Origin of the sequence: Chitinophaga japonensis, from assembly GCF_007830125.1 — a bacterium.
Classification (GTDB): Bacteria; Bacteroidota; Bacteroidia; order Chitinophagales; family Chitinophagaceae; genus Chitinophaga; species Chitinophaga japonensis.
In genome coordinates this window covers 1,741,738-1,763,764 of record NZ_VLLG01000003.1, presented here as the reverse complement: position 1 = coordinate 1,763,764, position 22,027 = coordinate 1,741,738, and the positions used below count along the sequence as shown (strand labels likewise).

18 protein-coding genes are annotated in these 22,027 nt (G+C 54.7%); 12 read left to right on the top strand and 6 right to left on the bottom strand.

The window, feature by feature from the left end:
- Window positions 1–18: 18 nt before the first annotated feature.
- Together LX66_RS16175 and LX66_RS16170 are read left to right on the top strand one after the other, a co-directional pair.
- Window positions 19–2,451 (top strand): TonB-dependent receptor, encoded by a 2,433-nt coding sequence (locus LX66_RS16175; RefSeq protein WP_145715285.1) that lies wholly within the window; start codon window positions 19–21, stop codon window positions 2,449–2,451.
- An 85-nt stretch (window positions 2,452–2,536) separates the two neighbouring features.
- A complete protein-coding gene (locus LX66_RS16170) occupies window positions 2,537–3,109 on the top strand; it encodes an RNA polymerase sigma-70 factor (RefSeq protein WP_145715283.1) in 573 nt (190 codons plus the stop codon).
- A 19-nt stretch (window positions 3,110–3,128) separates the two neighbouring features.
- Here LX66_RS16170 and LX66_RS16165 read toward each other — a convergent pair whose 3' ends face one another.
- Genes LX66_RS16165 through LX66_RS16155 form a run of 3 tightly spaced genes read right to left on the bottom strand, consistent with a single transcriptional unit; the run spans window position 3,129 to window position 5,428 of the window.
- Window positions 3,129–3,572 (bottom strand): hypothetical protein, encoded by a 444-nt coding sequence (locus LX66_RS16165; protein ID WP_145715281.1) that lies wholly within the window; start codon window positions 3,570–3,572, stop codon window positions 3,129–3,131.
- Window positions 3,573–3,588: 16 nt separating this feature from the next.
- The gene (locus LX66_RS16160; protein WP_145715279.1) at window positions 3,589–4,620 is read right to left on the bottom strand and encodes a hypothetical protein; all 1,032 of its coding nucleotides are present in this window, start codon (window positions 4,618–4,620) and stop codon (window positions 3,589–3,591) included.
- A complete protein-coding gene (locus LX66_RS16155) occupies window positions 4,613–5,428 on the bottom strand; it encodes a hypothetical protein (protein WP_145715277.1) in 816 nt (271 codons plus the stop codon). Before LX66_RS16155 ends, LX66_RS16160 begins: the two co-directional genes overlap by 8 nt.
- Before the next feature lie 455 nt (window positions 5,429–5,883).
- Here LX66_RS16155 and LX66_RS16150 point away from each other — a divergent pair, with 455 nt between their 5' ends.
- The 8 genes from LX66_RS16150 to LX66_RS16115 all read left to right on the top strand — a co-directional run bounded on the left by LX66_RS16150 (window position 5,884) and on the right by LX66_RS16115 (window position 17,159).
- Window positions 5,884–6,483, top strand: coding sequence for a GNAT family N-acetyltransferase (locus tag LX66_RS16150; RefSeq protein WP_145715275.1), 600 nt, complete (start codon window positions 5,884–5,886; stop codon window positions 6,481–6,483).
- A 96-nt stretch (window positions 6,484–6,579) separates the two neighbouring features.
- The gene (locus LX66_RS16145) at window positions 6,580–7,620 is read left to right on the top strand and encodes a FecR domain-containing protein (RefSeq protein WP_145715273.1); all 1,041 of its coding nucleotides are present in this window, start codon (window positions 6,580–6,582) and stop codon (window positions 7,618–7,620) included.
- A 43-nt stretch (window positions 7,621–7,663) separates the two neighbouring features.
- Window positions 7,664–11,176, top strand: coding sequence for a TonB-dependent receptor (locus tag LX66_RS16140; protein WP_145715271.1), 3,513 nt, complete (start codon window positions 7,664–7,666; stop codon window positions 11,174–11,176).
- Between the two features lie 53 nt (window positions 11,177–11,229).
- A complete protein-coding gene (locus LX66_RS16135; protein WP_145715269.1) occupies window positions 11,230–12,855 on the top strand; it encodes a RagB/SusD family nutrient uptake outer membrane protein in 1,626 nt (541 codons plus the stop codon).
- 42 nt (window positions 12,856–12,897) lie between these two features.
- On the top strand, window positions 12,898–14,040 hold the full coding sequence (locus LX66_RS16130; protein WP_145715267.1) for a SusE domain-containing protein: 1,143 nt from the start codon (window positions 12,898–12,900) through the stop codon (window positions 14,038–14,040).
- Between the two features lie 27 nt (window positions 14,041–14,067).
- The gene (locus LX66_RS16125; protein WP_145715265.1) at window positions 14,068–15,213 is read left to right on the top strand and encodes a glycoside hydrolase family 76 protein; all 1,146 of its coding nucleotides are present in this window, start codon (window positions 14,068–14,070) and stop codon (window positions 15,211–15,213) included.
- A 181-nt stretch (window positions 15,214–15,394) separates the two neighbouring features.
- A complete protein-coding gene (locus LX66_RS16120) occupies window positions 15,395–16,462 on the top strand; it encodes a sensor histidine kinase (RefSeq protein WP_145715263.1) in 1,068 nt (355 codons plus the stop codon).
- Entirely contained in the window at window positions 16,449–17,159 is a 711-nt protein-coding gene (locus tag LX66_RS16115) for a LytR/AlgR family response regulator transcription factor (protein ID WP_145715261.1), read from the top strand. The genes LX66_RS16120 and LX66_RS16115 overlap by 14 nt, the downstream gene beginning before the upstream one ends.
- A gap of 5 nt (window positions 17,160–17,164) precedes the next feature.
- Here LX66_RS16115 and LX66_RS16110 read toward each other — a convergent pair whose 3' ends face one another.
- Window positions 17,165–18,019 carry a hypothetical protein gene (locus tag LX66_RS16110; RefSeq protein WP_145715260.1) on the bottom strand — a complete coding sequence of 285 codons (855 nt, stop codon included), beginning with the start codon at window positions 18,017–18,019 and terminating at the stop codon, window positions 17,165–17,167.
- A 68-nt stretch (window positions 18,020–18,087) separates the two neighbouring features.
- On the opposite strand from LX66_RS16110, the gene LX66_RS16105 reads away from it, so the two are divergent.
- Entirely contained in the window at window positions 18,088–18,321 is a 234-nt protein-coding gene (locus tag LX66_RS16105) for a hypothetical protein (protein ID WP_145715258.1), read from the top strand.
- Between the two features lie 266 nt (window positions 18,322–18,587).
- Window positions 18,588–19,046: a DUF1440 domain-containing protein gene (locus LX66_RS16100; protein ID WP_145715256.1), complete on the top strand. Its 459-nt coding sequence runs from the start codon at window positions 18,588–18,590 to the stop codon at window positions 19,044–19,046.
- A gap of 4 nt (window positions 19,047–19,050) precedes the next feature.
- On the opposite strand, the gene LX66_RS16095 is transcribed toward LX66_RS16100, so the two are convergent.
- Entirely contained in the window at window positions 19,051–20,490 is a 1,440-nt protein-coding gene (locus LX66_RS16095; protein ID WP_145715254.1) for an NADH-quinone oxidoreductase subunit N, read from the bottom strand.
- Window positions 20,487–22,022, bottom strand: a complete 1,536-nt coding sequence (nuoM, locus tag LX66_RS16090) for an NADH-quinone oxidoreductase subunit M (RefSeq protein WP_145715253.1) — start codon at window positions 22,020–22,022, stop codon at window positions 20,487–20,489. The genes LX66_RS16095 and nuoM overlap by 4 nt, the downstream gene beginning before the upstream one ends.
- Window positions 22,023–22,027: the final 5 nt, after the last annotated feature.

Genomic DNA, 22,027 nt, shown 5'->3' with positions numbered 1-22,027 from the left:
TTTATTTTATTGGTGAATATGATCAGAAGTATTCTAAGCGGGCTTTTTTTGCTCTTTCTCTGCCAGCTATTGCATGCACAATCAAAACCGCAGGGCAAGATCACCATCAGGATCACGGACAAGGAGCACAAACCACAGGCATTTGCCAACGTGCTGGTGCGCCAGGTAAAAGACTCCTCCCTGGTAAAGGGGGAGCTAAGCGATGAACAGGGCAATGCTACCTTTGACAATATCCCCGGCGGCCGCTACTTCGTACAAGCCACCCTGTTGGGCTATGCGCCGGCCTACAGCGCTCCCTTTACTATTGATGCGGCACATAAGACCATCGCGCTGAATACCCTGCAGCTACTGCCGCAGGCCAAAAACCTGCAGGCCATCAATGTTACCGCGCAAAAGCCGTTCATAGAGCGCGGCGCAGGCAAAACCACCCTCAACGTGGAAAGCAGCATTGCCGCTGCCGGCAGCAACGTACTGGACCTGCTGCGCAAGGCCCCCGGTGTAACCATAGACAAAGACGATAACATTTTGGTAAAAGGCAACCAGGGCGTGACGGTGATGATAGATGGCAAGCTGACCTACCTGTCCGGCGAGCAACTCAGCAACCTGCTGAAAAGCACCCCTTCGGAAACCGTATCACAGATAGAGATCATTACCACCCCCGGCGCCAAGTACGATGCGGCGGGCAACAGCGGCATCATCAACATCAAGACCAGGAAGGGACAGCTCACCGGCATTAATGGCACCGTGAACGCCAGCATGGGCCTGGGCCGCTATCCCATCTACAATGCCGGCGGCAATTTCAACTGGCGCACCTCCAAGTTCAACCTGTTCGGCAACTACAACTATGGCGACCGCCGCTTCTTTACCCGCCGCCAGCTCTGGCGCCACATTGCCATTGAAGACCCCATGCTGTTCCACCAGCAGATCTTCCAGCGCAACCGCTTTACCAACAATACTTTCAAGGCCGGTATGGACTACTTCATCAGCAAGCAGCATACCGTGGGCGTGCTGGTGAACGGCTATGCCAACGCCTTCCGCAACAGCATCTACAGCGGCACCTCTATCGGCAACCCCGCCGGCAGGATAGACTCCATTCTCAATACCCTGACCACCAACAATAACCGTTTCCGCAATGTGGCGGTAAACCTGAACTATAAAGGGCAACTGGACACCATCGGCACGGAGATCAGCGTGGATGCGGATTATGCCCGCTTCCACAACAACCGCCGCCTGAACCTGTCCGACAGCCTCTTTGACACCAAGCTGGGCGCCACCCGCAATGCCAACGCCATCCGCAACCACGGGCAGACGAACGTGACCATCAAAAGCATCAAGGCCGACCTGGTGCTGCCCCTGGGCAAGCACTCCAAGGTGGAAGCCGGCGTAAAGGCCGCCTTCGTGGAAACGGACAACCGCCTGGCATATGATTCGCTGATCAACAAGGAATACGTGCCGGCCCTTTCCCAGAGCGACCGCTTTATCTACCAGGAGAACATCCTGGCCGCTTACGGCACCTACAAGCTGGAATGGAAGAAAATAGACCTGCAGGCCGGTCTGCGCCTGGAAAAGACCATTTCCGACGCTAATTCCCTCAGCCTCCAGAGCCGGATCGAGCGCTCCTACCTGAACCTCTTCCCCAGCCTCTCCGCCGACTACAAGCTCAGCGAGGATCACAAGCTGGGCCTGTCCTACTCCCGGCGTATTGAGCGCCCGGGCTACAACGGCCTTAACCCCTTCCTGTTCTTTTTGGACAAATACACCTATTTCCGCGGCAATCCCTACCTGCGGCCGGAGTATACGGACAACACGGAGCTGTCCTACACCTTTAAGCAGAAATACATCCTCACCACGGGCTACAGCTATACCCGCGACGTGATCAACGAATACCTGTACCAGGACGACAGCACCAAGATCACCACCAGCACCAACCTGAATTACAATAACCGGCAGAACTACAGCCTCAGCCTTACCCTGCCCTTTGAGGTTACCAAATGGTGGAGCTCCAGCAATTCCCTGAACATGTATTACAACCGCTACTCGCTGAACACCGGCGCCTCCAATGTGGAAAACAGCAAGGTGGAGTACTACTTCAACACCACCAACACCTTTACCCTGCCGCACGATATGAAGGCGGAGCTGGGCGGCTACTATTACTCCCCCTTCATAGAAGGCATTTTTTCCGGCCAGGCGCAGTATGACATTAACCTGGGCCTGCAAAAGGCCCTGCTGGACAAGAAGGCCACGGTGAAGTTCAATGTGAGCAACATCATCCGCCGCGGCAGCCAGTTCATCGGCTACGCCAAATATGATAACGTGGACACCCGGATCCGCAACACCTGGAATACCACCACTTACACCCTTTCAATCAGCTACCGCTTCGGCAACACCAACATCAAAGGCGCCCGCGAACGCCAGACCGGCAGTTCCGAAGAGCTGAAACGGGCGGGTTGACGGGTGGCTGCGCATTTTTTTCTCCGGCTTGTAAGTAGTTTTCCTATTTTTCCTGTCTATAAGGAAAATACACCAATGCCGGCGTATGAACAGTGCTAATATCAAGGAGTGGCAGCAGCAGATTGCACGTTATGGGAGTGAACAGGCCTTTTCGGAGTTGTTCCGTCATTTTTATGACCGGCTGCTCCGTTTCAGCCTGCAATATGTACAGTCCAGGGAAGCCGCGGAAGAGATCGTATCCGACGTATTTGTGAAGATATGGAACCGGCGGGAAGCCCTGGAAGCCGTCAACAACCTGGAGGTATACCTGTTCATCGCTGTCAGGAACCGTTCCCTGAACTACCTGGAGCAGTATTCCGCCCTGCGCATTACCCCCCTTACCGATAACGGCATTGCCCAGCTTACCAACCCCATTGATCCCGAAAGGACCATGGAATGGAAAGAGGTGCTCTTTAAAATGGACCAGGAGGTGGACCGCCTGCCGGACCAGTGCCGCAAAGTGTTCAAGCTCATTAAAGAGGAAGGCTTCAAGTACAAGGAAGTAGCCGCCATACTCAATATATCTCCCCGTACCGTGGAAACACAATTGTTCCGCGCCATGCGCCGCCTGAATGAGGCCATCGGCCCTTACCTGCAGGAATTGATGATGAAGCGTTGAGGATGCCCGGGCGTCCTGTTCAGCCTTCTTTCCTGAGCACAAGAGAATCTCCTGCATTGCCGGTATTCACCATCCTTATCAGCGCATTGGGTTGGGCAAGTGTATCCAGCTTACCTTTGTAGGTACGGCCGGCACGGGGACCGTTATCCTCTCCTCTCTGTTCATCCGTCAAATAGCTGAGCTCAACTTCCAGCCGATTAAATCCGCCTGCCAGTTCATAATCGGTGTCCACTTCCCTGGCGCTTATTTTCCCGGAGCCTTTCGTACTGTCAATATCCGTTGCATTGAGCAGGAATCTTATGTTGTTGGGCACTCCATTTACCAGTTCCTCATAGGAATTGGAGAAAAAAGAAAGCAGGTTTTCGATTGATCCTCCCGGATCGTCATCATCTTTACTGCAGCCTACAGCGATGATCATGACAAAGGCCATCAATAAAAAGCAGGGGTTAAGGTTACGTTTCATAAGTTACAGTTTTGGATTATTCAGCGTACATATCTTTTTTAAGCAATTGCAGTCTGCCGATATAAGCCTTTACCTTTACATCCAGGATATCCAGGTTATTATCGAGCATGGGGATGATCGGCTCCAGCGTGGCAGTGAGCTCTTTTCTCAAGGTTTTTTTCCGCCGCCCGGAGCTTTCATTCAGGTATTCGTTCAATTTATGGATCACAGTGGTATTGAGGGGCAAAATACTGGCCCGGTGTACATTATTGATCGCAAAATCAACCAGGTTATGAAATCCCATAGACAGCTCACGGCTTTTCCAGTAATTACCGATGGCCCGTTCATATTCCGCATTATTGTTATTCAGCTCATTGTAATATTTATTATACACTTGCATCGTGGAATCCAGTAGCTTAAAGGATTTGGGGTTCTTAAACGAAAACGTTACCAGGTGATGAAAAGCATCCTTGATGTCCTTTGCTTCATTCAGGTAACCTTCTATGCTCTGGGAAACCAGGGTAAAATATTTATCCCGGCCCTCCAGCAGTTCAGTGGCCGTGCGCAGATCAGCTTCCGATATCTTGTAGTGCCTGGTCACCGCTTTCAGTATGGAATCCTGCAGCAACAGTTTTTTCTCGTACAGCGACTGGTTGACGTCCCGGATACTGTCCACCTGTTTTCTGTCAATCTCCAGCTTCCGATATAGCAGGTAAAGTTCCTGTAAAGCGGCTTTTTCTTTCAGACCAGGGCGGACGATGGTAACGGTAGTGGTGGCGGCGGGGTCGGGCGGCAGGTAGATCACCTCATTCCCTACGATGGTATATTCCCGCCCATCTACCGGGCTGATGGTAAAAGGAGGATGGTCCTGGTTATCCACCGTCACAAATATCATTCCCTGCCCGTTGGCGGTTTGCCTGCTCCCGTTAAAAAGTAAGGTGATATTGGCCGCCGCTTTGGTGCGGCCGCCATCCAGCAGTTCCTCTACTTTAAAGGAATATTCTCTTGCTTGTGAAAGGGCAGCACCAGGCAGTGACAACAGCAGCAGTATGGTAATGCACCTAGTCATCCAGGGAGATTTTGATATTTTTTCCCAGGTAGATCCTGTCGGAGTACTGTAAAATGCCCGCTTCAAAAACCATGATATCTGTCCGGTCGCCGGGTTTGGCAGGCAAATACACTTTAAACATGCCGTTTTCGTCCGTGCGGGCATTCCTCACATGCTCTATAAAATTGACAACCGCATCCGCCACCGGTTCCCTGTTATGCCTTAAAATGAAACCGGTATACAGCACGGAATCGGCCATGGGATATAGCTTAAGCCGCACTACAGGCAGGCTTTCATCCGGTATGGTAACCGTGGTATCATTGCTGCGGGATATCCGGTACCCTTCTATCTCCGCCGTTACAGCAATGGGCCGGCCCAGGTATTCCGGGTTGATATTGGTAAAAATAGCGCGGCCGTCCTTGTCCAGCACTGCGCTCTTGATATCGTTCTTCACATGCACACGCAGAACCCCTGCGATCCTGGCAGGATCGGCGGTTGCATGGCTTACGAAAATAGTAAGGTCAAAAGGATGTCCTTCTTTAACAGGCCGGTACCTGTAGCCTATCAGCAGGATGAGAAAGAACACTACCGGAGGCCCGGCCAGTTTGAGGGTGCCATGCATCACTTTTCCTATATAGCTGGCAGCACTCTTCATGGCGCCTGTCAGGAAAGCGGTAGCCGCCAGGTCGCAGATCACCAGTAAAAAAAAGTAAGCGGAAGGCGATAGCTTGGATATAGCAGGCTGCCTCGCAAATATCAATATAAATAAAAGCAGGAGCATGAAACCCAGCAGGGTAATGTAGAGCCAGGGGATTCTTTTACGGTCCATATCAAGGGGTTATAAACAAAACTAAGATACTGAAATTAGTTAATAATTGGGCATTGATAGTTAACCCGCGCGGCAAAAACCTGAACCGGTTTAGATTTGGTTCGAACCGGCGGACATGAAACCCAAACCAGTTTGGGCAAAAGGCAACCCGGTTTGGGTTAGAGCTAAACCGGCGCATATTGGAAGCCCCCCGGTTTATGTTTTACCCAAACTGGTTTGAGTTTTAACCCCCTCGGTTTATATCCGGGGTAAACTGGTTTGGGTAACTGACCGGGTCAGTTTATGTTGGGAGCCCCCCGGTTTGGGTAAAAGGTAAACCGGTTTATGTTTTACCCAAACTGGTTTGGGTTGGTACCCCCTCCCCCCACTCGGGGAGGGGGGGGATACTGTTCCGGTCTCGGCCCTGGAGACGGTTTGCAGCATTTGGGAAATAGATTTAAATTTGGAATAAGAGCATGACATCAACATTGATCAAATCCGCAAACGAAGCTAATCAAGAACAGGCGATTGCCGTCATTTCGCTGGCATTCGCCATAGACCCTATTTCGCGGTGGATCTATCCCGATCCGCATCAGTACCTCAGCTATTTCCCCGAAGTGGTTAGGCTGTTTGCGGGCAATGCTTTTGAACAGGGTACGGCTTATTACGCTGACGCTTTTTCAGGGGTGGCGCTGTGGCTTCCGCCCAACGTGCATCCACGCGACAAAGAAATGGAAACGCTGCTCAAACAAACGGTCCCTGAACAGCACCAGGAGAATGTCTTTGCGGTGCTGGAGCAGATGGGTAACTATCATCCGACAGAGCCACACTGGTATCTGCCGATGATTGGCGTTGATCCAGGTCACCAGGGCAAAGGCTATGGATCGGCGCTCATGCAGCACGCGCTTACCCGGTGCGACCAGGAGAACAAGCTGGCCTACCTGGAAACGGGGAATACGCGTAACATCCCACTGTATAAACGTTATGGATTCGAGTTATTAGCAACAATTCAAATTGGATCAGCTCCGCCATTCTTCCCCATGCTCCGGCAACCCCGGGCCTTGCAGGCAAAATGAAAAAAAAGAAAAAACAGTTTCTAAAATCATTCCCTCCCTTGTAAGTAATTCCCCCCGTTTCCCTGTCCTTCCTGTAGAAATTAACTGCGAACTATAATGAACGAAAACCTGTTTATTACCCTCGTTGCCAAAAAGCTGGCGGGCGAAGCTTCCGCGCAGGAGCTGCAGGAGCTGGACACCCTGCTGCAGGCACACGAACATCTCAGGGAGCGTTACGCCGTCCTCCGCCAGTATTTCGAGGAGCATGGCAACCGTATGCCCGACAATGCCGAGCTGGCCCTGCAGCGCACGCTGTCCCGCATCAGGCAGCAGCCCGGCCACACGCCCACGCCCCGTCTAAAAGAACGTACATTCCGGCACCGCGGCTGGATGCTGGCAGGCGGAATGGCCGCCACCGTACTGGTGCTGCTGGGCCTGTTCTTTCTACTGCGCCGTCCGCAACCTGCCGGCAGGATCGCCCGGGCAGCCACAGACACCGCCCACTGGCAAAACCGGCAGAACGGTAAAGCCACCAAAGCCATCCTTGAGCTGACGGACGGCAGTAAGATCTGGCTGAATGCAGACAGCCGTCTCACCTATCCCGAGGTATTCACCGGCGGTTCCCGCGAAGTGTACCTCGAAGGCGAAGCCTTTTTTGAAGTGGCCAACAATCCCACCCGTCCTTTTATTATCCACCTGCGTAAGGGCACCATCAAAGTGCTGGGCACCTCTTTCAACATCCGCGCGTATGAGAACGAGCCGGTGCAAACCTCCGTTACCACCGGCAAGGTGGCCTTCATTCCAAAATATGAAGCCGGCAGCGGCAAAAAACCGGACACCATCCTCATTACGCCCGATGTAAAAGTGACCTTCAGTCACAGCACCGGTAATATTGTGAAAGAGAATACCACCAGTGAAGATGATAAGGCATGGACAGAGGGCCGACTCGTGTTCCGCAATGCCACCCTGGAAACCATCGGCATGGAGCTGGAAAGGGCCTTCGGGAAAAAAGTGCGCTTTGCAGCCGATGCGCCGCGGCATTACCGCCTTACCGGCTCCTTCCGCCAGAACTCCCTGCAGGAGATCATGTATTACCTGGCCCGGTCCAGGCCCTTCCGTTATGAGATCACAGACAGTACGCTTGTTATTAATGAATAAGTCATTCAACCAATTTATCAACTCGTAAACCAAAGTCCACGCTATGAATTCAAAATCCATACTAGCGCGCTTGCATGCCTCTTTCCGTTCGTGGTGCTTTCCGCTGGTCGCCTGCATGGCCTTACTGAACATGCTGGAAGTGAAAGCACAGGTAGCCTATGCCTATGGCATGCCGCCACCGGAAAGGGACCGGCAGCAGCAGGAACACGCCACGCCGCTGGAAAACCGCGTGAGCCTGCAGGTAAAGAACGAATTCCTGGACCAGGTGCTGGAAAAGATCGAACAGCAGACGCCCTACGTGTTCGTGTATTCCAACGACCTGATCAAAACCGCTCAAAGGATCTCCCTGAACGTAAAGGACAAACAGCTCGCCGAAGTGCTGCCGATGATCTTTTCCCCGCTCAACGTAAGCTTTGAGCTGATCGACAACAAGATCATCCTGCGCCGGGCAACCAATCCTGCCGCCGGTTTTCAGCAGCAGCAGGAGCTCACCGTCAACGGCCGCGTAGTAGACAATAAAGGCGAAGGCATCCCCGGCGTGAACGTCCGCCTGAAAGACGCTGCCATCGGCACTACTACAAACGACCAGGGTTTTTTTACGTTAAAGATCCCCAGTGGGCAAGCCAATGGTACCTTGGTCTGCTCTTCCGTTGGGTTCGTAACGGCCGAAGTGGGGATCAACAGCAGAACTAATCTCACCATCATGCTCAACGCCGACTCAAAGGAGCTGGGCGAGATCGTGGTGACGGCCTATACCACGCAGAAAAAAGCGCAGGTAACCGCCGCCATCAGCACGGTGGCTACCAAAGACATTACCAGCCGCCCCAGCGCCAATATGTTCCAGGCGCTGCAGGGGCTGGCGCCCAACCTCACCATCCAGCAAAACACCGCGGAGCCGGGCGCGCAGCTCACGCTCAACATACGCGGAGTGGGCAGCCTTACGGGCAATGCGCCCCTGGTGATCATTGACGGCGTGCAGGCCGGCCCTACCGGTTTGCAGAACCTCAACCCTTATGATGTGGAAAGCATTTCCGTACTGAAGGATGCCGCTTCTTCCGCCATCTACGGCTCCCAGGCAGCCAACGGCGTGATCTACATCACCACCAAAAGAGGGAACAAGGATGAGAAGCCCAGCGTGCAGTACAACGGCATGTACGGCTGGCAAACGCCTACCACCCTGCCCCGGCAGGTGGAGGCATGGGAATACATGACCCTGAAGAACGAAGCGCTGGTGAACTCCGGTAAAACGCCGCAGTTCTCCTCCGAAGAGATACAGTACTGGCATAACCGGGGCTCCGAACCCGCCATGCTGGAGGAAATGATCCGCAACACCACGCCCCAGCAAAACCACAGCCTCAGCGTGACCGGCGGCGGCAAAAGCAGCAGCTACCTCCTCTCCCTGGGATACGTGAACCAGGGCAACATGCTGCAGAACTCCTGGCTGCCGGACGATCAAAAGTTCTACTATAAACGCTACAACGCCCGCGCCAATATCGGCATCGACATCAGCCCGAAAGTAAAAGTGGCCGCCAACGTAGCCTATACCAAATCCTACTTCCGTACCCATCCCTTTGACATGGGCCTCATGATGCGCGACGCCATGCGCGTGCCCCGCACCACGCCCATCAAAGACTCCCTGGGCAACTGGGTGGTGCCGCCCCTGACCAGCAACAGTGTATTTGCGCAACTGGCGGAAGGCGGTTACAAGCTCAATGAAGTGGACAACCTCATGGGCGGACTGGATGTGACCATCCTGCCCGTGAAGCATGTAAGACTGAACTTTAATGCTTCCGGCGTATATAACATCAATAACGAGATCCGCCGGGTCAACAAATTCACCTACGCACCGTACTACACCACCGCCAACCCGCCGCTGTATAACGAGCTGCACAACCAGGAGTACAAGGACCTGAACACCAACGTATACGCCACCGCCGAATACGAGAACACCTTTGGCAGGCACTACGTAAAAGGCCAGGTGGGCGCGCGCAGCGATGCTATTAACGAGAACTACGGCCTGCGGGCAGACCGTTTCGGCACCACCAACCTGGATGACGACTGGGCCATTGGCGGCGGCTACCGCCCCAACCCGGACGGCACTTACAATTACGGCAGCCTGGGCGACTACAACGAGATCAGGAACCCGAACCTGTATGCGCTCAACTCCCTGTTTGGCCGCGTGAACTATGTGTATGATGATAAATACCTGGCGGAGTTTACCTGGCGCTACGATGGCTCCTCCAAGCTGGCGCCCGGCCACCGCTGGCAGTTCTTCCCCGCTTTCTCGCTGGGATGGCGCATTACCGACGAAACCTTCATGGAATATATAAAGAATAATATCGGCAACCTCAAGTTCCGTTTCTCCTGGGGACAGGTGGGCAACTCCAACATCGGGGGCTTCAACTACCTGGCGAGGGTGACCCTAAACCAGGGCTATTATTCCTTTAACAATGCCCCGGTTACCGGCGCTACCTTCTCCACTTACAACGATCTGCTGGAATGGGAAATATCTTCCATGATCAACTACGGCGTGGATGCCGATTTCTTTGATGGCAAACTGTCCGCCTCCTTCGATTATTTCAACAAGAACACCACCGGCATCTACCTGTTCCAGACCGTGCCCGGCACCGCGGGCGTTACCACGGACCTGGAAAAGTCGCCGCTGGAGAATGTAGGCGAAGTGAATAACAAGGGCTGGGAACTGTCCATTACCTACCGTACCCGCACCGGCAGCTTTAACCACGCCTTTGGCTTTAACCTGTCCGACAACCTGAACAAGGTGATCAAATTCGGGCAGGAGTCCATACGCGGCAGCGACTACGCCTACATCATCCGGGAGGGTTTCCCCATCGCCTCCTATTTCGGTTACAGATCCGACGGCCTGTACCAGAACCTGGACGATATCAAGAACGCGCCCAAAGTACCTTTTGCCTACAACCAGCAGGTAATGCCCGGCGATATCCGGTATATAGACCGTAACGGCGACGGCGTGATAGATGCGGACGACCGGTATATATTCGGCAATCCCTTTCCCCGTTATACGTTCGGCTTCAACTACAATGTAACCTGGCGCAATTTTGACCTTACCATGTTCTGGCAGGGCGTGGGCAAGCGCTCGCAGTTCCTGCGCGGCGATATCGTAGAAGCGTTCCACAACAACGAGGACCATGCCTTTGTGCAGCACCTGGACCGCTGGACGCCCACCAACCCGGGCGCCTCCTACCCGCGCCTGACCATTGGTACGGCCAATGCGAACAACTTCGCTTATTCGGATTACTGGATGTTTGATACCAAATACCTGCGCCTCAAGAACCTGCAGGTAGGCTATACGCTGCCCCGCTCCGTGAGCGGCGCCGTGAACATTGAAAGCGCCCGTATCTACTTTACCAGCCAGAACCTGGTTACCATCATGCCGGAGCGCTTCCGTGAGCTGGGCGTGGACCCGGAATTTACGCAGTACGATGATAAGCTGGCCAACAGCGCTTATAATCCTATTGCCGGGCGTAACTATCCGAATGCTGCCACCTTTGCGGTAGGACTGGATTTGAAGTTTTGAGGTCATACCTCATACTTCTTACTTCAGAAACATTTAAATAAAAACCAGACCGAATGAAACGATTACTCTTTCTAACAATATACGCCGCCATCTTACTACTCTCCTGCCGAAAGCTGGACCAGCCTATTACGCGGGACTTTACGGAAACGGCCTACTGGCGGGACGCACAGGATGCGCTGGATGCGCTCTCCGCCTGCTACGAGCACCTGTACAAGGATGATTATTTCTTTGGCAATGAAGGGCTCAGCGATAATGCCTACGTGAATGGCAACGGCTACCAGAACGTGACCGCCATTGCCAACGGCGGCTATGATCCCTCCAATGCACGGGTCACCGATACCTGGGGCTTTTATTACACCACCATCCGCAGGTGCAATATCGTTACGGAGAACATTGACAAGGTGCCTGCGCTGGACAGCACGCTCAAGCGCCGCATTGTGGCCGAGGCCCGCTTTATACGCGCCTTTGCCTATTTCGAGCTGCTCACCTGGTACGGCGATGTGCCCTTTTTCACCAACGAGATATCCATCGATGAGTCCCGCACCATTGGCCGCACGGCCAAAGGCGAAGTGCTGCAGTTCGTACAATCCGAGCTTACCGCCATCCGGCCCCACCTGCCTGTCAACAGCTACAGCGGTGGCGGCGGGTACGAGGAGAAAGACAGGGGCCGCGTAACCCGGGGCGCCGCTATAGCGCTCAGCGCAAGGGTGCACCTGTACAACGGGGAATGGCAGCAGGCGGCCAGCGACTGCGAGCTGCTCATCAACAGCACGGAGAACGGTACTTACGGCCTGCTGTCGGACTACCGCAGCATTTTTACCGTGGCCAACGAGTACAACCGCGAAGTGATCCTGGACCTGCAGTACGGCGGCGGCCGCACCTATGACCGCCAGCGCTCCTTTATGCCGCAAACGGTCACCCAGCTCCGGAGCGTGCTGGTGCCCACCCAGGACCTGGTAGACGATTACGTGATGTTGAACGGCAAAGCTGTCAGCGAACCCGGCTCCGGCTACAACGAGAACGATCCCTACACCAACCGGGACCCCCGCTTTGAAGCCACGATCCTGCATCATGGCTCCACGGTAACAGACCTGAACGGCAACGAGCAAACGATTCTCACGCAGCCCGGCTCCAACCCGCCCACCAACAGCGTGGACGACCAGGGCGCCTCGCCTACCGGCTACTATTTCTATAAATACTACGACCGCGCCGCCACCAACTACCAGTCCGGCCTGAACCTGGTCCTCATCCGTTATGCCGATGTGCTGCTCATGTATGCCGAAGCGAAAAATGAGCTGGGCCAGTTGGATGCCGCCGTATGGAACCAGACCATCCGCGCGCTGCGGGTACGCGCCGGCTTTACCGACGCCGCCGCCACGGAGTTCAATGCAGGTCTCAGCCAGGCCCAGCTACGCACCATCGTGCGCCGCGAAAGAAGGGCCGAGCTGGCCTTTGAAGGCCTGCGCATATTCGACATCCGCCGCTGGGAGATCGCAGACGAAGTGATGAACAGGCCGGTGCGCGGCATTAAAGTAACTTCCGGCGCCTTTAACCGGGACCCTAACGGCTACATCATCGTAGAGAACCGGGGCTTTACCGCACCCAGGCACTACCTGTGGCCGGTGCCCACCTTTGAGCGCGACCAGAACAAAAACCTTTCACAAAACCAGGGCTGGTAAGCAACCAGGCTTTCCAGGTCACACACATAAAACCTACAAGCAATGAACAAACATATAGCCATCATAGTTACCGCGCTGCCGCTCATGCTGGGCATATTGCTGAACGGCTGCAAGAAGGACGATTACAAGCTGAACACCAACCTGCAGCCGGTGGGCCGGCTCACGGCTCCTGTAGACAACAAGTTCGTAAAGCTGCAGCCTACCACCAGCGCTACCGTGAGCTTTGAATGGGACCAGGCCCGCGCCGAAGACGGCTCCCTGGTATTGTATGAAGTAGCCTTTGACAAGGAGGACGGCGATTTCTCCAACCCGGTCGCCAAATACACCTCCGATGGCGGCGGCGTGCAGAACACGCTCACCCTCTCGCACAAGGAGCTGAACAGCATTGCCGGCGCCGCCGGCATTCCCGCCCTGGGCGTTGGTAAGCTCAAATGGACCGTGCTGGCTGCCAAAGGCTATAACGTGCAGCCGGCCGCAGAAACCCGCCTGCTGGAAGTGGAAAGGCCCAACGGCTTTGCAGAAATACCCGTGGATGTATACCTCACCGGCGAAGCCACGGAAGGCGGGGCCGACCTGGCCAATGCGCTGCGCCTGAAAAGCATCGGCAACGGCGTGTTCGAGATCTATACTTCCCTGAAGGACGGCGCCTATCGTTTCGTGGACCGCACCACCGGCACGCCCACCACTTATTCCGTCGACGGCGCCATCCTGAAAGAAGGCGGCGAGTCCACGCATACCGGCACCAAAGTGTACCGCCTGCGCCTGGACTTCAACAACACCTCCGCCACCGTTACAGAGATCACCGGCATGGGCCTTTGGTTTGCGCCGGACGACAAATTCCTGTTTGACCTTTCCTATGCCGGCAACGGCACCTTTGTGGCCAGCAACCAGACCATCACCTTCAGGCAGGAATCATGGGGCCGCGACGAGCGCTACAAGTTCCGCCTGAATGTAAAAGCGGCCGACGGCACCGACGGCGAAGAATGGTGGGGCAGCTCCAATGCAGACAACTCCCGCCCTACCAGCGCTACGCCGCTTTCGTTCTGGGAACTGCGCCCCATTGCCAACAACGACCGCTGGAACTACTGCTACAAGTTCATGACCGAAGTGGATACCAAAGCCTGTGATGTAAAAGTGTATTTCCAGGCAGACAAGAATTACACGCACGAAGTGATCGTGCTGTAAATATTGCTTTACGCTAAACAACCGAATATGACTTTTTCGCATCGTTTACTGATATCCTGTATGCTGCTGGTAAGTGCCTGCTGCAGTTCCTGCCTCAAAGAGCCGATAGATGACGGTCCCGGCCCCGGCGCGGGCAAAGCGGTCTACCAGTTTGACTGGCCGCTGATCGCGGACTCTTCGCTCACATCCCTGCTGGGCAACTTCTATAATGCCAGTGAAAAATATTTTAACAAGAACAACGCCGGCGACAACACGTTCAACTACTGGCCCAATGCCCATGCGCTGGACCTGCTCACGGACGCCTACCTGCGCAGCGGGGACGACAACGTGAAGACCCGCATGGGCGAGCTGCTGGAAGGAATGAAAGCAAAGAACGGAGACACCTACATCAATCATTTCTACGATGACATGGAGTGGATGGCGCTGGCCTGCCTCCGCGCCTTTGAAACCACCGCCGACGACCGGTATAAGACCACCGCACAACTGCTGTGGAATGATATCAAAGGCGGCTGGGACGACGTTTGGGGCGGCGGCATTCACTGGAACAAAGACAAAAGCAGGAACTACAAGAACACGCCGGCCAATGCGCCTGCCTGTATCATTGCCTGCCGCATGTACCAGGTAACCCAGGACCCCGCGGACCTGGAGTGGGCCCGCAAGATCTACCAGTGGCAGAAAAACACCCTGGTAGATCCCGCTACCGGCCTGGTATGGGACGGTATTAACCGGGAAGGCAACGGCGCCATAGACAAGAACTGGCGGTTCACCTACAACCAGGGCGTTTTCATAGGCGCGGGCGTAGAACTGTACAAGCTCACCGGCGAGCAGGGCTACCTCAATGATGCGCTGAAGACCGCCAACAACGCCCTGGGCGGCGATTTCACCAGCAACAATATCCTGAAGGATGAAGGCGGCGGCGACGGCGGCCTGTTCAAAGGCATCCTGGTGCGCTACCTCATGCTGCTGATAACGGACGGTAACCTCAGCAGCACGGATAGATCGAAGTTTACCAGCTTCCTGCAACTGAACGCGGAAACGCTCTGGCTCAAAGGCACCTCCCGTCCGCAGGTGCTCTTCAGCACCAACTGGACCAGCATGGCCACCACCACGGACCTTACTACCCAGCTCAGTGGCGCCATGTTGCTGGAAGCAGTAGCGGAGCTGAATGACTGATGTGCGAATATGCAAATGTGCAGGTGTGCAAATGATGGACCATTCATTCCTTCGCCGCATTACATCTGCACATTTGCATATCTGCACATCCGCACATTATTTCCTGCTTTTCGTCAGCCGCAACCCGTCATTCATTCCCTTTATGCAGTAATAACCGTGTTTTTTACGATTTTTGGATCGCATGAACGTCAAACGGTTATTACTGCATATTTTATTCTGGGTGGTGTACCTGCTCCAGGACTCCCTGCTGGAATTCCTGTGGGTAGGTCCGGCCCTGCCAGGCATCCCGGAGCCCACCCGTTTCAGGATGGCGCTGGAGGCCGCCGTGGCGGTGGGCGTTCCCAAAATACTGTTCACGTATTTCGTCATGTATTCATCCCTGCCCCGGTTACTGCAGGAGAACGGCCGGCCCTGGCTGGAAGCCGTCAAAATAGCCGTGGCGCTGGCCATCACGCTGTTCCTGTACAGGGTCGTCTTCAACTACTTCATCTACCCGCAGATATATCACGGTCTTTTACAGGCCAAACCTTTGCTGTATCCCTCTTCCCTGCTGCTGTCCATGATGGATACCGGCTTTGTAAGCGGCACCGCCGTTACCCTGCACCTGCTCCGCGTACAACTGAAAGGCAAGGAACGGGAAAAGAACCTGGTAAAGGAAAAGCTGGAAACAGAGCTGAAGTACCTGCGCAACCAGACCAACCCGCACTTTCTCTTCAATACGCTGAACAACATCTATGTACTGGCCCGCAAAAAATCCGACGACACCGCGGAGATCGTCATGAAGCTGTCCAAGCTGCTCCGCTTCATACTTTACGAAACCGGCAAGCGCTTCATACCCGTGGCCGACGAGATCAGGATGCTGGACGATTACCTGGAGCTGGAAAAGATCCGGTACAATGAACGGCTCCGCATTACTTTCCGGAAAGACGTGGACAATGGCGCCTATCCTGTGGCGCCCCTGCTGTTGCTGCCCTTCGTGGAAAATGCATTCAAGCACGGCGTTAGCGAATCCCGTTTGGACGCTTTTATTTATATTGACCTGAAATTACAGGAAGGCGTGCTCACCTTCCACATCGAGAACACCAACGAGAATGGCAACGGGCAGGCCATTACGGACAACATCGGGCTGGGCAACGTAAGAAGGCAACTGGAGCTGATGTACAAGGAATACAAACTGGAAGTGCAGAACCGGCACAACCGTTTCTGCGTGCATCTCATCATCAACCTGGACAGTCATGCAAAAATATAGCTGTATCATCGTGGAGGACGAGCCGCTGGCGGCCGAAGTGCTGGAAGATTATATCCGGCAGGTGCCTTTCCTGCTGCTGAAAGGCGTTTGCAGCGATGCCATCTATGCCATGGAAATGCTGCAAAAAGAAACGATAGACCTCGTTTTCCTGGATATACACCTGCCCAAGCTGAAAGGCTTCGACTTTGTAAAAGCCCTTAAAAACCCGCCCCAGGTCATTATCACCTCCGCCTACCAGGAGTATGCCCTGCAAGGCTACGAGCTGAACGTGGTGGATTACCTGCTGAAGCCCATAGAGTTCAGCCGCTTCCTCATGGCGGTGAACAAACTGAAGCAGCCCACCGCACCGGCCCCTGCCCCGGATACCGCTTCCGCCGCCCGCGAAAGGCCGCACCTGTTCTTTAACGTCAGCAAGAAAAGAGTAAAGGTATGCCTGGACGAGATCCTCTATATCGAAAGCATGAAAGAATACATCCGTATTGTGACCCGTGATAAAAGCATCCTCACCAAATTCCAGTTGGGGCAGATAGAAGAGCTGCTGGCCCGGAACAATTTCCTGCGCGTGCATCGCTCCTTTATTGTGGCAAAAGACAAGATAGACGCCTTTACCGCCACGGATGTGGAGATCAACGGCAAGGAGATACCCATTGGCAGGAGCTATAAGGAGCTGGTGATAAGCGTGTTGGAACAGTCGTAGCTCCCCTACTCTTCCAGTACATTGTCAGGCCGGTCAATGTGTATATAGTGTTTTACTGCAACGCCCAGGCTATTCACCTCATCGGTATAAACGCAGGCAGCCAGAACACCCAGCGTAACGCCGCTTCCAGCAACCAGGTAGAATGGGAAACCTGCTACGTTACTGGCGGATACTGCTGCACCTTGTCTGGCAAGGATGTCATGATACTGGTTTTCCGCTCCGGGGGGGCTGAAAAGAGGATCGATGAACAAGGTCTTGCCTATTACCTGTTGCACCTGCTGTTCTTTTACGCCGTTGTTCTCCTCACCGGTGTCCTTTCTGGCATTATCAATATGGTTGGCGGTAACAATACTGGTAAATCCATGGGCCTCTATGATCCCTTGCAGGGCAGCTTTCTTTATTACTTCCGGTGGCCTTGCCTTTTTCTCATTCCTTAGCTGCTCCAACACTTCACGGTCATCCGCGATTTGTAACTCCGCCAGGAAAAACTGGCCGTTCGCCTTTATCTGGTCCGGTCCAATCTTTGTATTGCTGTTTTTGACCGCACTGTTGGTAGCGGTTGCCCTTGTGTAATGCATGATCACATGATAGAAGCCTCCCTCAAAATTTTCCAGTTGCCGCTGTATATCGCTTACTGCAATACTGGTTTCATCATCATAAATAATATCTGCCATTTTTTTATTCAGCACCTTGTCCTTTTTTTTGATCACGACCAGCAGCTTCCAGGTGGCTGGCTTCAATTGTGCTACCGCTGGTCCGGGCAGTACGGCGGGCATTGATTTACCGGCGCTCCCCGGGGTGGTTGCAATGGCGCGGGCCTGGGGCCGGGTTTCGTGGGAAGAATGTTGAGCATGCTGCATAGCAGTAATTTAAATATATTCCTGCATACTTCCCCGGGAACTTATTATATTTACGAAAAATATAATACATGGAACCGATCACACCCGAAAGGCTTATTGAACTTGGTTTTTCCTTTCTCGAAGCAAACAAATACTACAGGATAGCAATAGGAAATACCGCCTTCGGGGTTGTACTGAAAGGAGGCACCTGGATGTGCTCTCCCATCCCTATGCAGTTCGCATCACTGTTAAGCGTCAGCACTATAGAAGATATTGACGGGATCATATTTGCCGGCACCGGGCAGCACCTGGTATCCCGCTGACCGTTTCCAACCAACCACCGTCGCTTTGCAGCGGCCCAATGCCTTACCGGCCCTTCAACCTGCCTTACGGACACCCTGCCCTGTTCCCGGTTGAATTGCCGGCCGGCAGCAGCGATGGTTCCTTACTTTTGTACGGTAAAACAGTCAATGCCCTCAACATCTCTCCTTCCGCCAGGTGTTGGGGGAACATGGGAGCGGGTAACCACCTGCACTCACAACAAAATCTGGATCCGCACGGGAACCATGCTGTTTTAAAACCTGATCATATGTCATTATCCCTTCCAGGCGCTATTGCAAGAACCGGGCTAATAGCCGGCACATTGGATATACTGACCGCTGTTATCGTATACGCGGTCATCCTGCACAAAGTAACGGCCGCCCGCCTGCTGCAGGGCATTGCCAGCGGCGTGTTCGGGCGGCAGGCCTTTTCCGGTGGAACCGCTATGGTGCTAACCGGGCTGCTCTTCCACTATATCATTGCATTCGCTTTTACCGCCGGCTATTTCCTGGTTTACCCCCACCTGCCTTTCCTGAAAAGATACCCCGTGCTGAACGGGCTGCTGTACGGCATCCTGGTATGGATGATCATGAACCTGGTGGTGCTGCCCCTGTCCGGGTTTCCGCAGGCGCCGCTGCGCCTGGGGCCTTCCCTGCTCGGCATGGCCATCCTCATGGTCATGATCGGGTTGCCGGTGGCATTACTGGCGCATAAACATTACCGTTAGCACCTCATTTGATCAGCGTCATCATCTCCTGGATCAATTGCATCATGCGGGTGGGATACACGCCCAACCCTATCAGCACCACTACCAGCAGGCCCAGGGTTATATTGCCCGCCAGGGGCAGGGCCGGCTTGATATAAGTGCGCAGGGGCGTTTCCGAAGTGCGGAACATCATAGCGATAATACGGATATAATAGTACAGACCTATTACGCTGTTAATGACAAGCATGATCAGCAGGAACCAGCGTTCCCCGTCCACGCCGGCCATCACGATATAGAACTTGCCGATAAACCCCGCCGTAAGCGGTATGCCGGCCAGGGACAGCAGCATCACGGTAAATACCAGCGCTACCCAGGGATAGCGCCAGAACAGGCCCCGGTAGTCCTCCACGGTTTCCGCATCCTGCACGCTGCTGCTCATCACGATCAGCACGCCGAAAGCCCCGATGCTGGTCACAAAATACGCCACCAGGTAAAAGGCGATGGCTTCCAGCCCCGACTGCGCCCCCGACAGGAAGCCCACCAGCAGGTACCCCAGGTGTGCGATAGATGAATAGGCCAGCAGGCGCTTGATGTTCTGCTGCGTAAGGGCCAGCCAGTTGCCGGCAAACATGGAGATCACCGCGATAATGGCCATGATCCACCACAGCATCGTGTATTCCTTCCCATTAACGTCCTGGTAAAACCGGATCAGCAGCACCAGCACGCCGCCCTTGGAGATGGTGGCCACAAAGGCTGTTACCGGCAGCGGCGCGCCCTCGTAAATGTCCGGCGCCCACATATGGAACGGCACTACGCCCAGCTTGAACCCGATGCCGATCAGCATCAGCCCGAAACCCGCGATCACGGATACCGGCAGGGTTTCCGTCTCCCGCAGGTAAGCGCCGATGCCGGGAAAATCCATATGCCCGGTAAAGCCGTATACCAGCGCCATGCCAAACAGCAGGAAAGCGGAGGATAAGGCGGCGAGTATCAGGTACTTGATGCCGGCTTCATCGGAGCGCTCCCGTGCACGCAGGTACGCAATCAGCCCGTACAGGCTGATGCTCAACATTTCCAGCCCCAGGAACAGCGACATGAAGTGCCGGCTGATCACCAGCACCAGCGCCCCCGCCGTAGCCAGCAGCAGCAGCAGGTAATATTCTTCCTTGCGCTCCTCCCGCTCCTCGAAATAGTTGTAGGACAATAGTACAATGATCAGCCCCGACCCCACAATGGCGCCGCTGTTGAACAGCGCAAACAGGTCAATCACCACCAGCGGGGGTATTTCATGCGGCAGCAGCCTGGCTACGGGCACTACAGACATCAGCGCCAGCAGGTAGGCCAGCACGGTAAAATAATATACCAGCCGGTGATTGCGCCAGATGGCCACCAGCAGCATGGCCAGTACGGATGCGCCGGCAATGTTCAGCAAAGGTCCCAGGCTTAAAAGATCGTTGAATGTCATAACGGTTGTTTTTTATGCTGAAAGCTGTTTGGCGCGAATAAATTCCCTGCGGTCGGCTTTTTGCTTTCAGCTTTCTGCTTTACGCTTTCATTTTCCGTGTTCGGCGTTACTGTTTTCAGCACCGGTTGCGGGTATACACCCAGCCAAAGGATCACCAGCACCAGCGGGGCCATAATCAGCCACTCGCGCAGGCCCAGGTCCGGCAGGGTGTACTGCCGCTCCGTTTGCCCGAAGAAAACTTTCTGCATAATGCGCAGGGAATATACCGTGGCTACTACCAGTCCCAGTGCAGCCAGCACCGTTAGTAAGCGGTTGGCCTGCCAACTGCCCAGCAGCACCAGGAACTCCGCGATGAAATTGCCCAGCCCCGGCAGCCCCAGGGAGGCCATCACAAATATCATGGTCACGGTGCCCATGCCCGGCAGCACCGGCCACAGGCCGCCCATGCGGCTCAGCTCGCGGGTATGGATGCGCTCATACAATACGCCGGCCAGCATGAACAGCGCGCCGGTGCTGATGCCGTGCGTGATCATCTGCATCACTACGCCCTGGTAGGCCAGCTCGTTGAAGGCAAAGGCGCCCAGCAACACAAAGCCCATATGGCTTACGCTCGTATAGGCGATCAGGCGCTTAAAATCCGGCTGCGCAAACGCCAGTTGTCCGCCGTAGAGGATGCCCGCCACCCCCAGCAGCATGGCCCAGGGCGCGAACTCCTGGGATGCTGCGGGGAATAGGGGTAATACAAAACGTAAAATGCCATAAGCCCCCGTTTTCAACAACAGCCCCGCCAGTACTACGCTGCCGGCCGTGGGCGCTTCTGTATGTGCATCCGGCAGCCAGGTATGGAAAGGCACCGCGGGCAGCTTTACCAGGAAAGCCACCAGGAAGCCCAGCATCAGCCACATGGCCAGGGTACGTTCCATGGGGGTGTTCAGCAGCTCGAAATAATTGAACGTGTATACGCCGGTGTTACTGGCGTGCACAAAGTACAGCGCCAGTATGGACAGCAGCATCAGCAGCCCGCCCGCCTGCGTAAAGATGAAGAATTTGTAGGCGGCGTATTCCCGGCGCTCATGCCCCCATATGCCGATCAGGAAGTACATGGGTATCAGCATCACCTCCCAGAAGAAATAGAACAGGAAAAGGTCCATGGTCAGGAAAACGCCGGCAATGCCCGTGATCACGAACAGCAGGTTGAAATGAAAGAACCCTGTTTTTGTGGTGATCTCCCGCCAGGAGATCAGCACCGCCAGCGCGCCCAGGAAAAAGGTAAGCGCCAGCATCACCAGGCTCAGCCCGTCCATGGCCAGGTGCAGGCTGATGCCGAACTGCGGGATCCACGGCGCCTGCAGGTGGTACAGCCAGCCGTTTTCCGCAGCGCCGTTGCCCAGCCATATCGCCGTTACGATCCCCAGGTCCAGCAGCAGGCTGCACAGGGCTATCCAGCGACAAAGCGCAGTGTTCCTGGCTGCTGTCAGCCAGGACAGCAAAGCGCCCAGCACCGGGATCAGTATGATATATAACAAGATCATTTCAG

Bases quoted from the DNA above. Each gene is read 5' to 3' on its own strand.
- nuoM (WP_145715253.1), bottom strand. From the start codon at position 22,022: ATGATCTTGTTATATATCATACTGATCCCGGTGCTGGGCGCTTTGCTG.
- LX66_RS16135 (WP_145715269.1), top strand. From the start codon at position 11,230: ATGAAACGATTACTCTTTCTAACAATATACGCCGCCATCTTACTACTC.
- LX66_RS16115 (WP_145715261.1), top strand. From the start codon at position 16,449: ATGCAAAAATATAGCTGTATCATCGTGGAGGACGAGCCGCTGGCGGCC.
- LX66_RS16125 (WP_145715265.1), top strand. From the start codon at position 14,068: ATGACTTTTTCGCATCGTTTACTGATATCCTGTATGCTGCTGGTAAGT.
- LX66_RS16165 (WP_145715281.1), bottom strand. From the start codon at position 3,572: ATGAAACGTAACCTTAACCCCTGCTTTTTATTGATGGCCTTTGTCATG.
- LX66_RS16145 (WP_145715273.1), top strand. From the start codon at position 6,580: ATGAACGAAAACCTGTTTATTACCCTCGTTGCCAAAAAGCTGGCGGGC.
- LX66_RS16150 (WP_145715275.1), top strand. From the start codon at position 5,884: ATGACATCAACATTGATCAAATCCGCAAACGAAGCTAATCAAGAACAG.
- LX66_RS16170 (WP_145715283.1), top strand. From the start codon at position 2,537: ATGAACAGTGCTAATATCAAGGAGTGGCAGCAGCAGATTGCACGTTAT.
- LX66_RS16095 (WP_145715254.1), bottom strand. From the start codon at position 20,490: ATGACATTCAACGATCTTTTAAGCCTGGGACCTTTGCTGAACATTGCC.
- LX66_RS16140 (WP_145715271.1), top strand. From the start codon at position 7,664: ATGAATTCAAAATCCATACTAGCGCGCTTGCATGCCTCTTTCCGTTCG.
- LX66_RS16155 (WP_145715277.1), bottom strand. From the start codon at position 5,428: ATGGACCGTAAAAGAATCCCCTGGCTCTACATTACCCTGCTGGGTTTC.
- LX66_RS16160 (WP_145715279.1), bottom strand. From the start codon at position 4,620: ATGACTAGGTGCATTACCATACTGCTGCTGTTGTCACTGCCTGGTGCT.
- LX66_RS16130 (WP_145715267.1), top strand. From the start codon at position 12,898: ATGAACAAACATATAGCCATCATAGTTACCGCGCTGCCGCTCATGCTG.
- LX66_RS16175 (WP_145715285.1), top strand. From the start codon at position 19: ATGATCAGAAGTATTCTAAGCGGGCTTTTTTTGCTCTTTCTCTGCCAG.
- LX66_RS16100 (WP_145715256.1), top strand. From the start codon at position 18,588: ATGTCATTATCCCTTCCAGGCGCTATTGCAAGAACCGGGCTAATAGCC.
- LX66_RS16120 (WP_145715263.1), top strand. From the start codon at position 15,395: ATGAACGTCAAACGGTTATTACTGCATATTTTATTCTGGGTGGTGTAC.
- LX66_RS16110 (WP_145715260.1), bottom strand. From the start codon at position 18,019: ATGCAGCATGCTCAACATTCTTCCCACGAAACCCGGCCCCAGGCCCGC.
- LX66_RS16105 (WP_145715258.1), top strand. From the start codon at position 18,088: ATGGAACCGATCACACCCGAAAGGCTTATTGAACTTGGTTTTTCCTTT.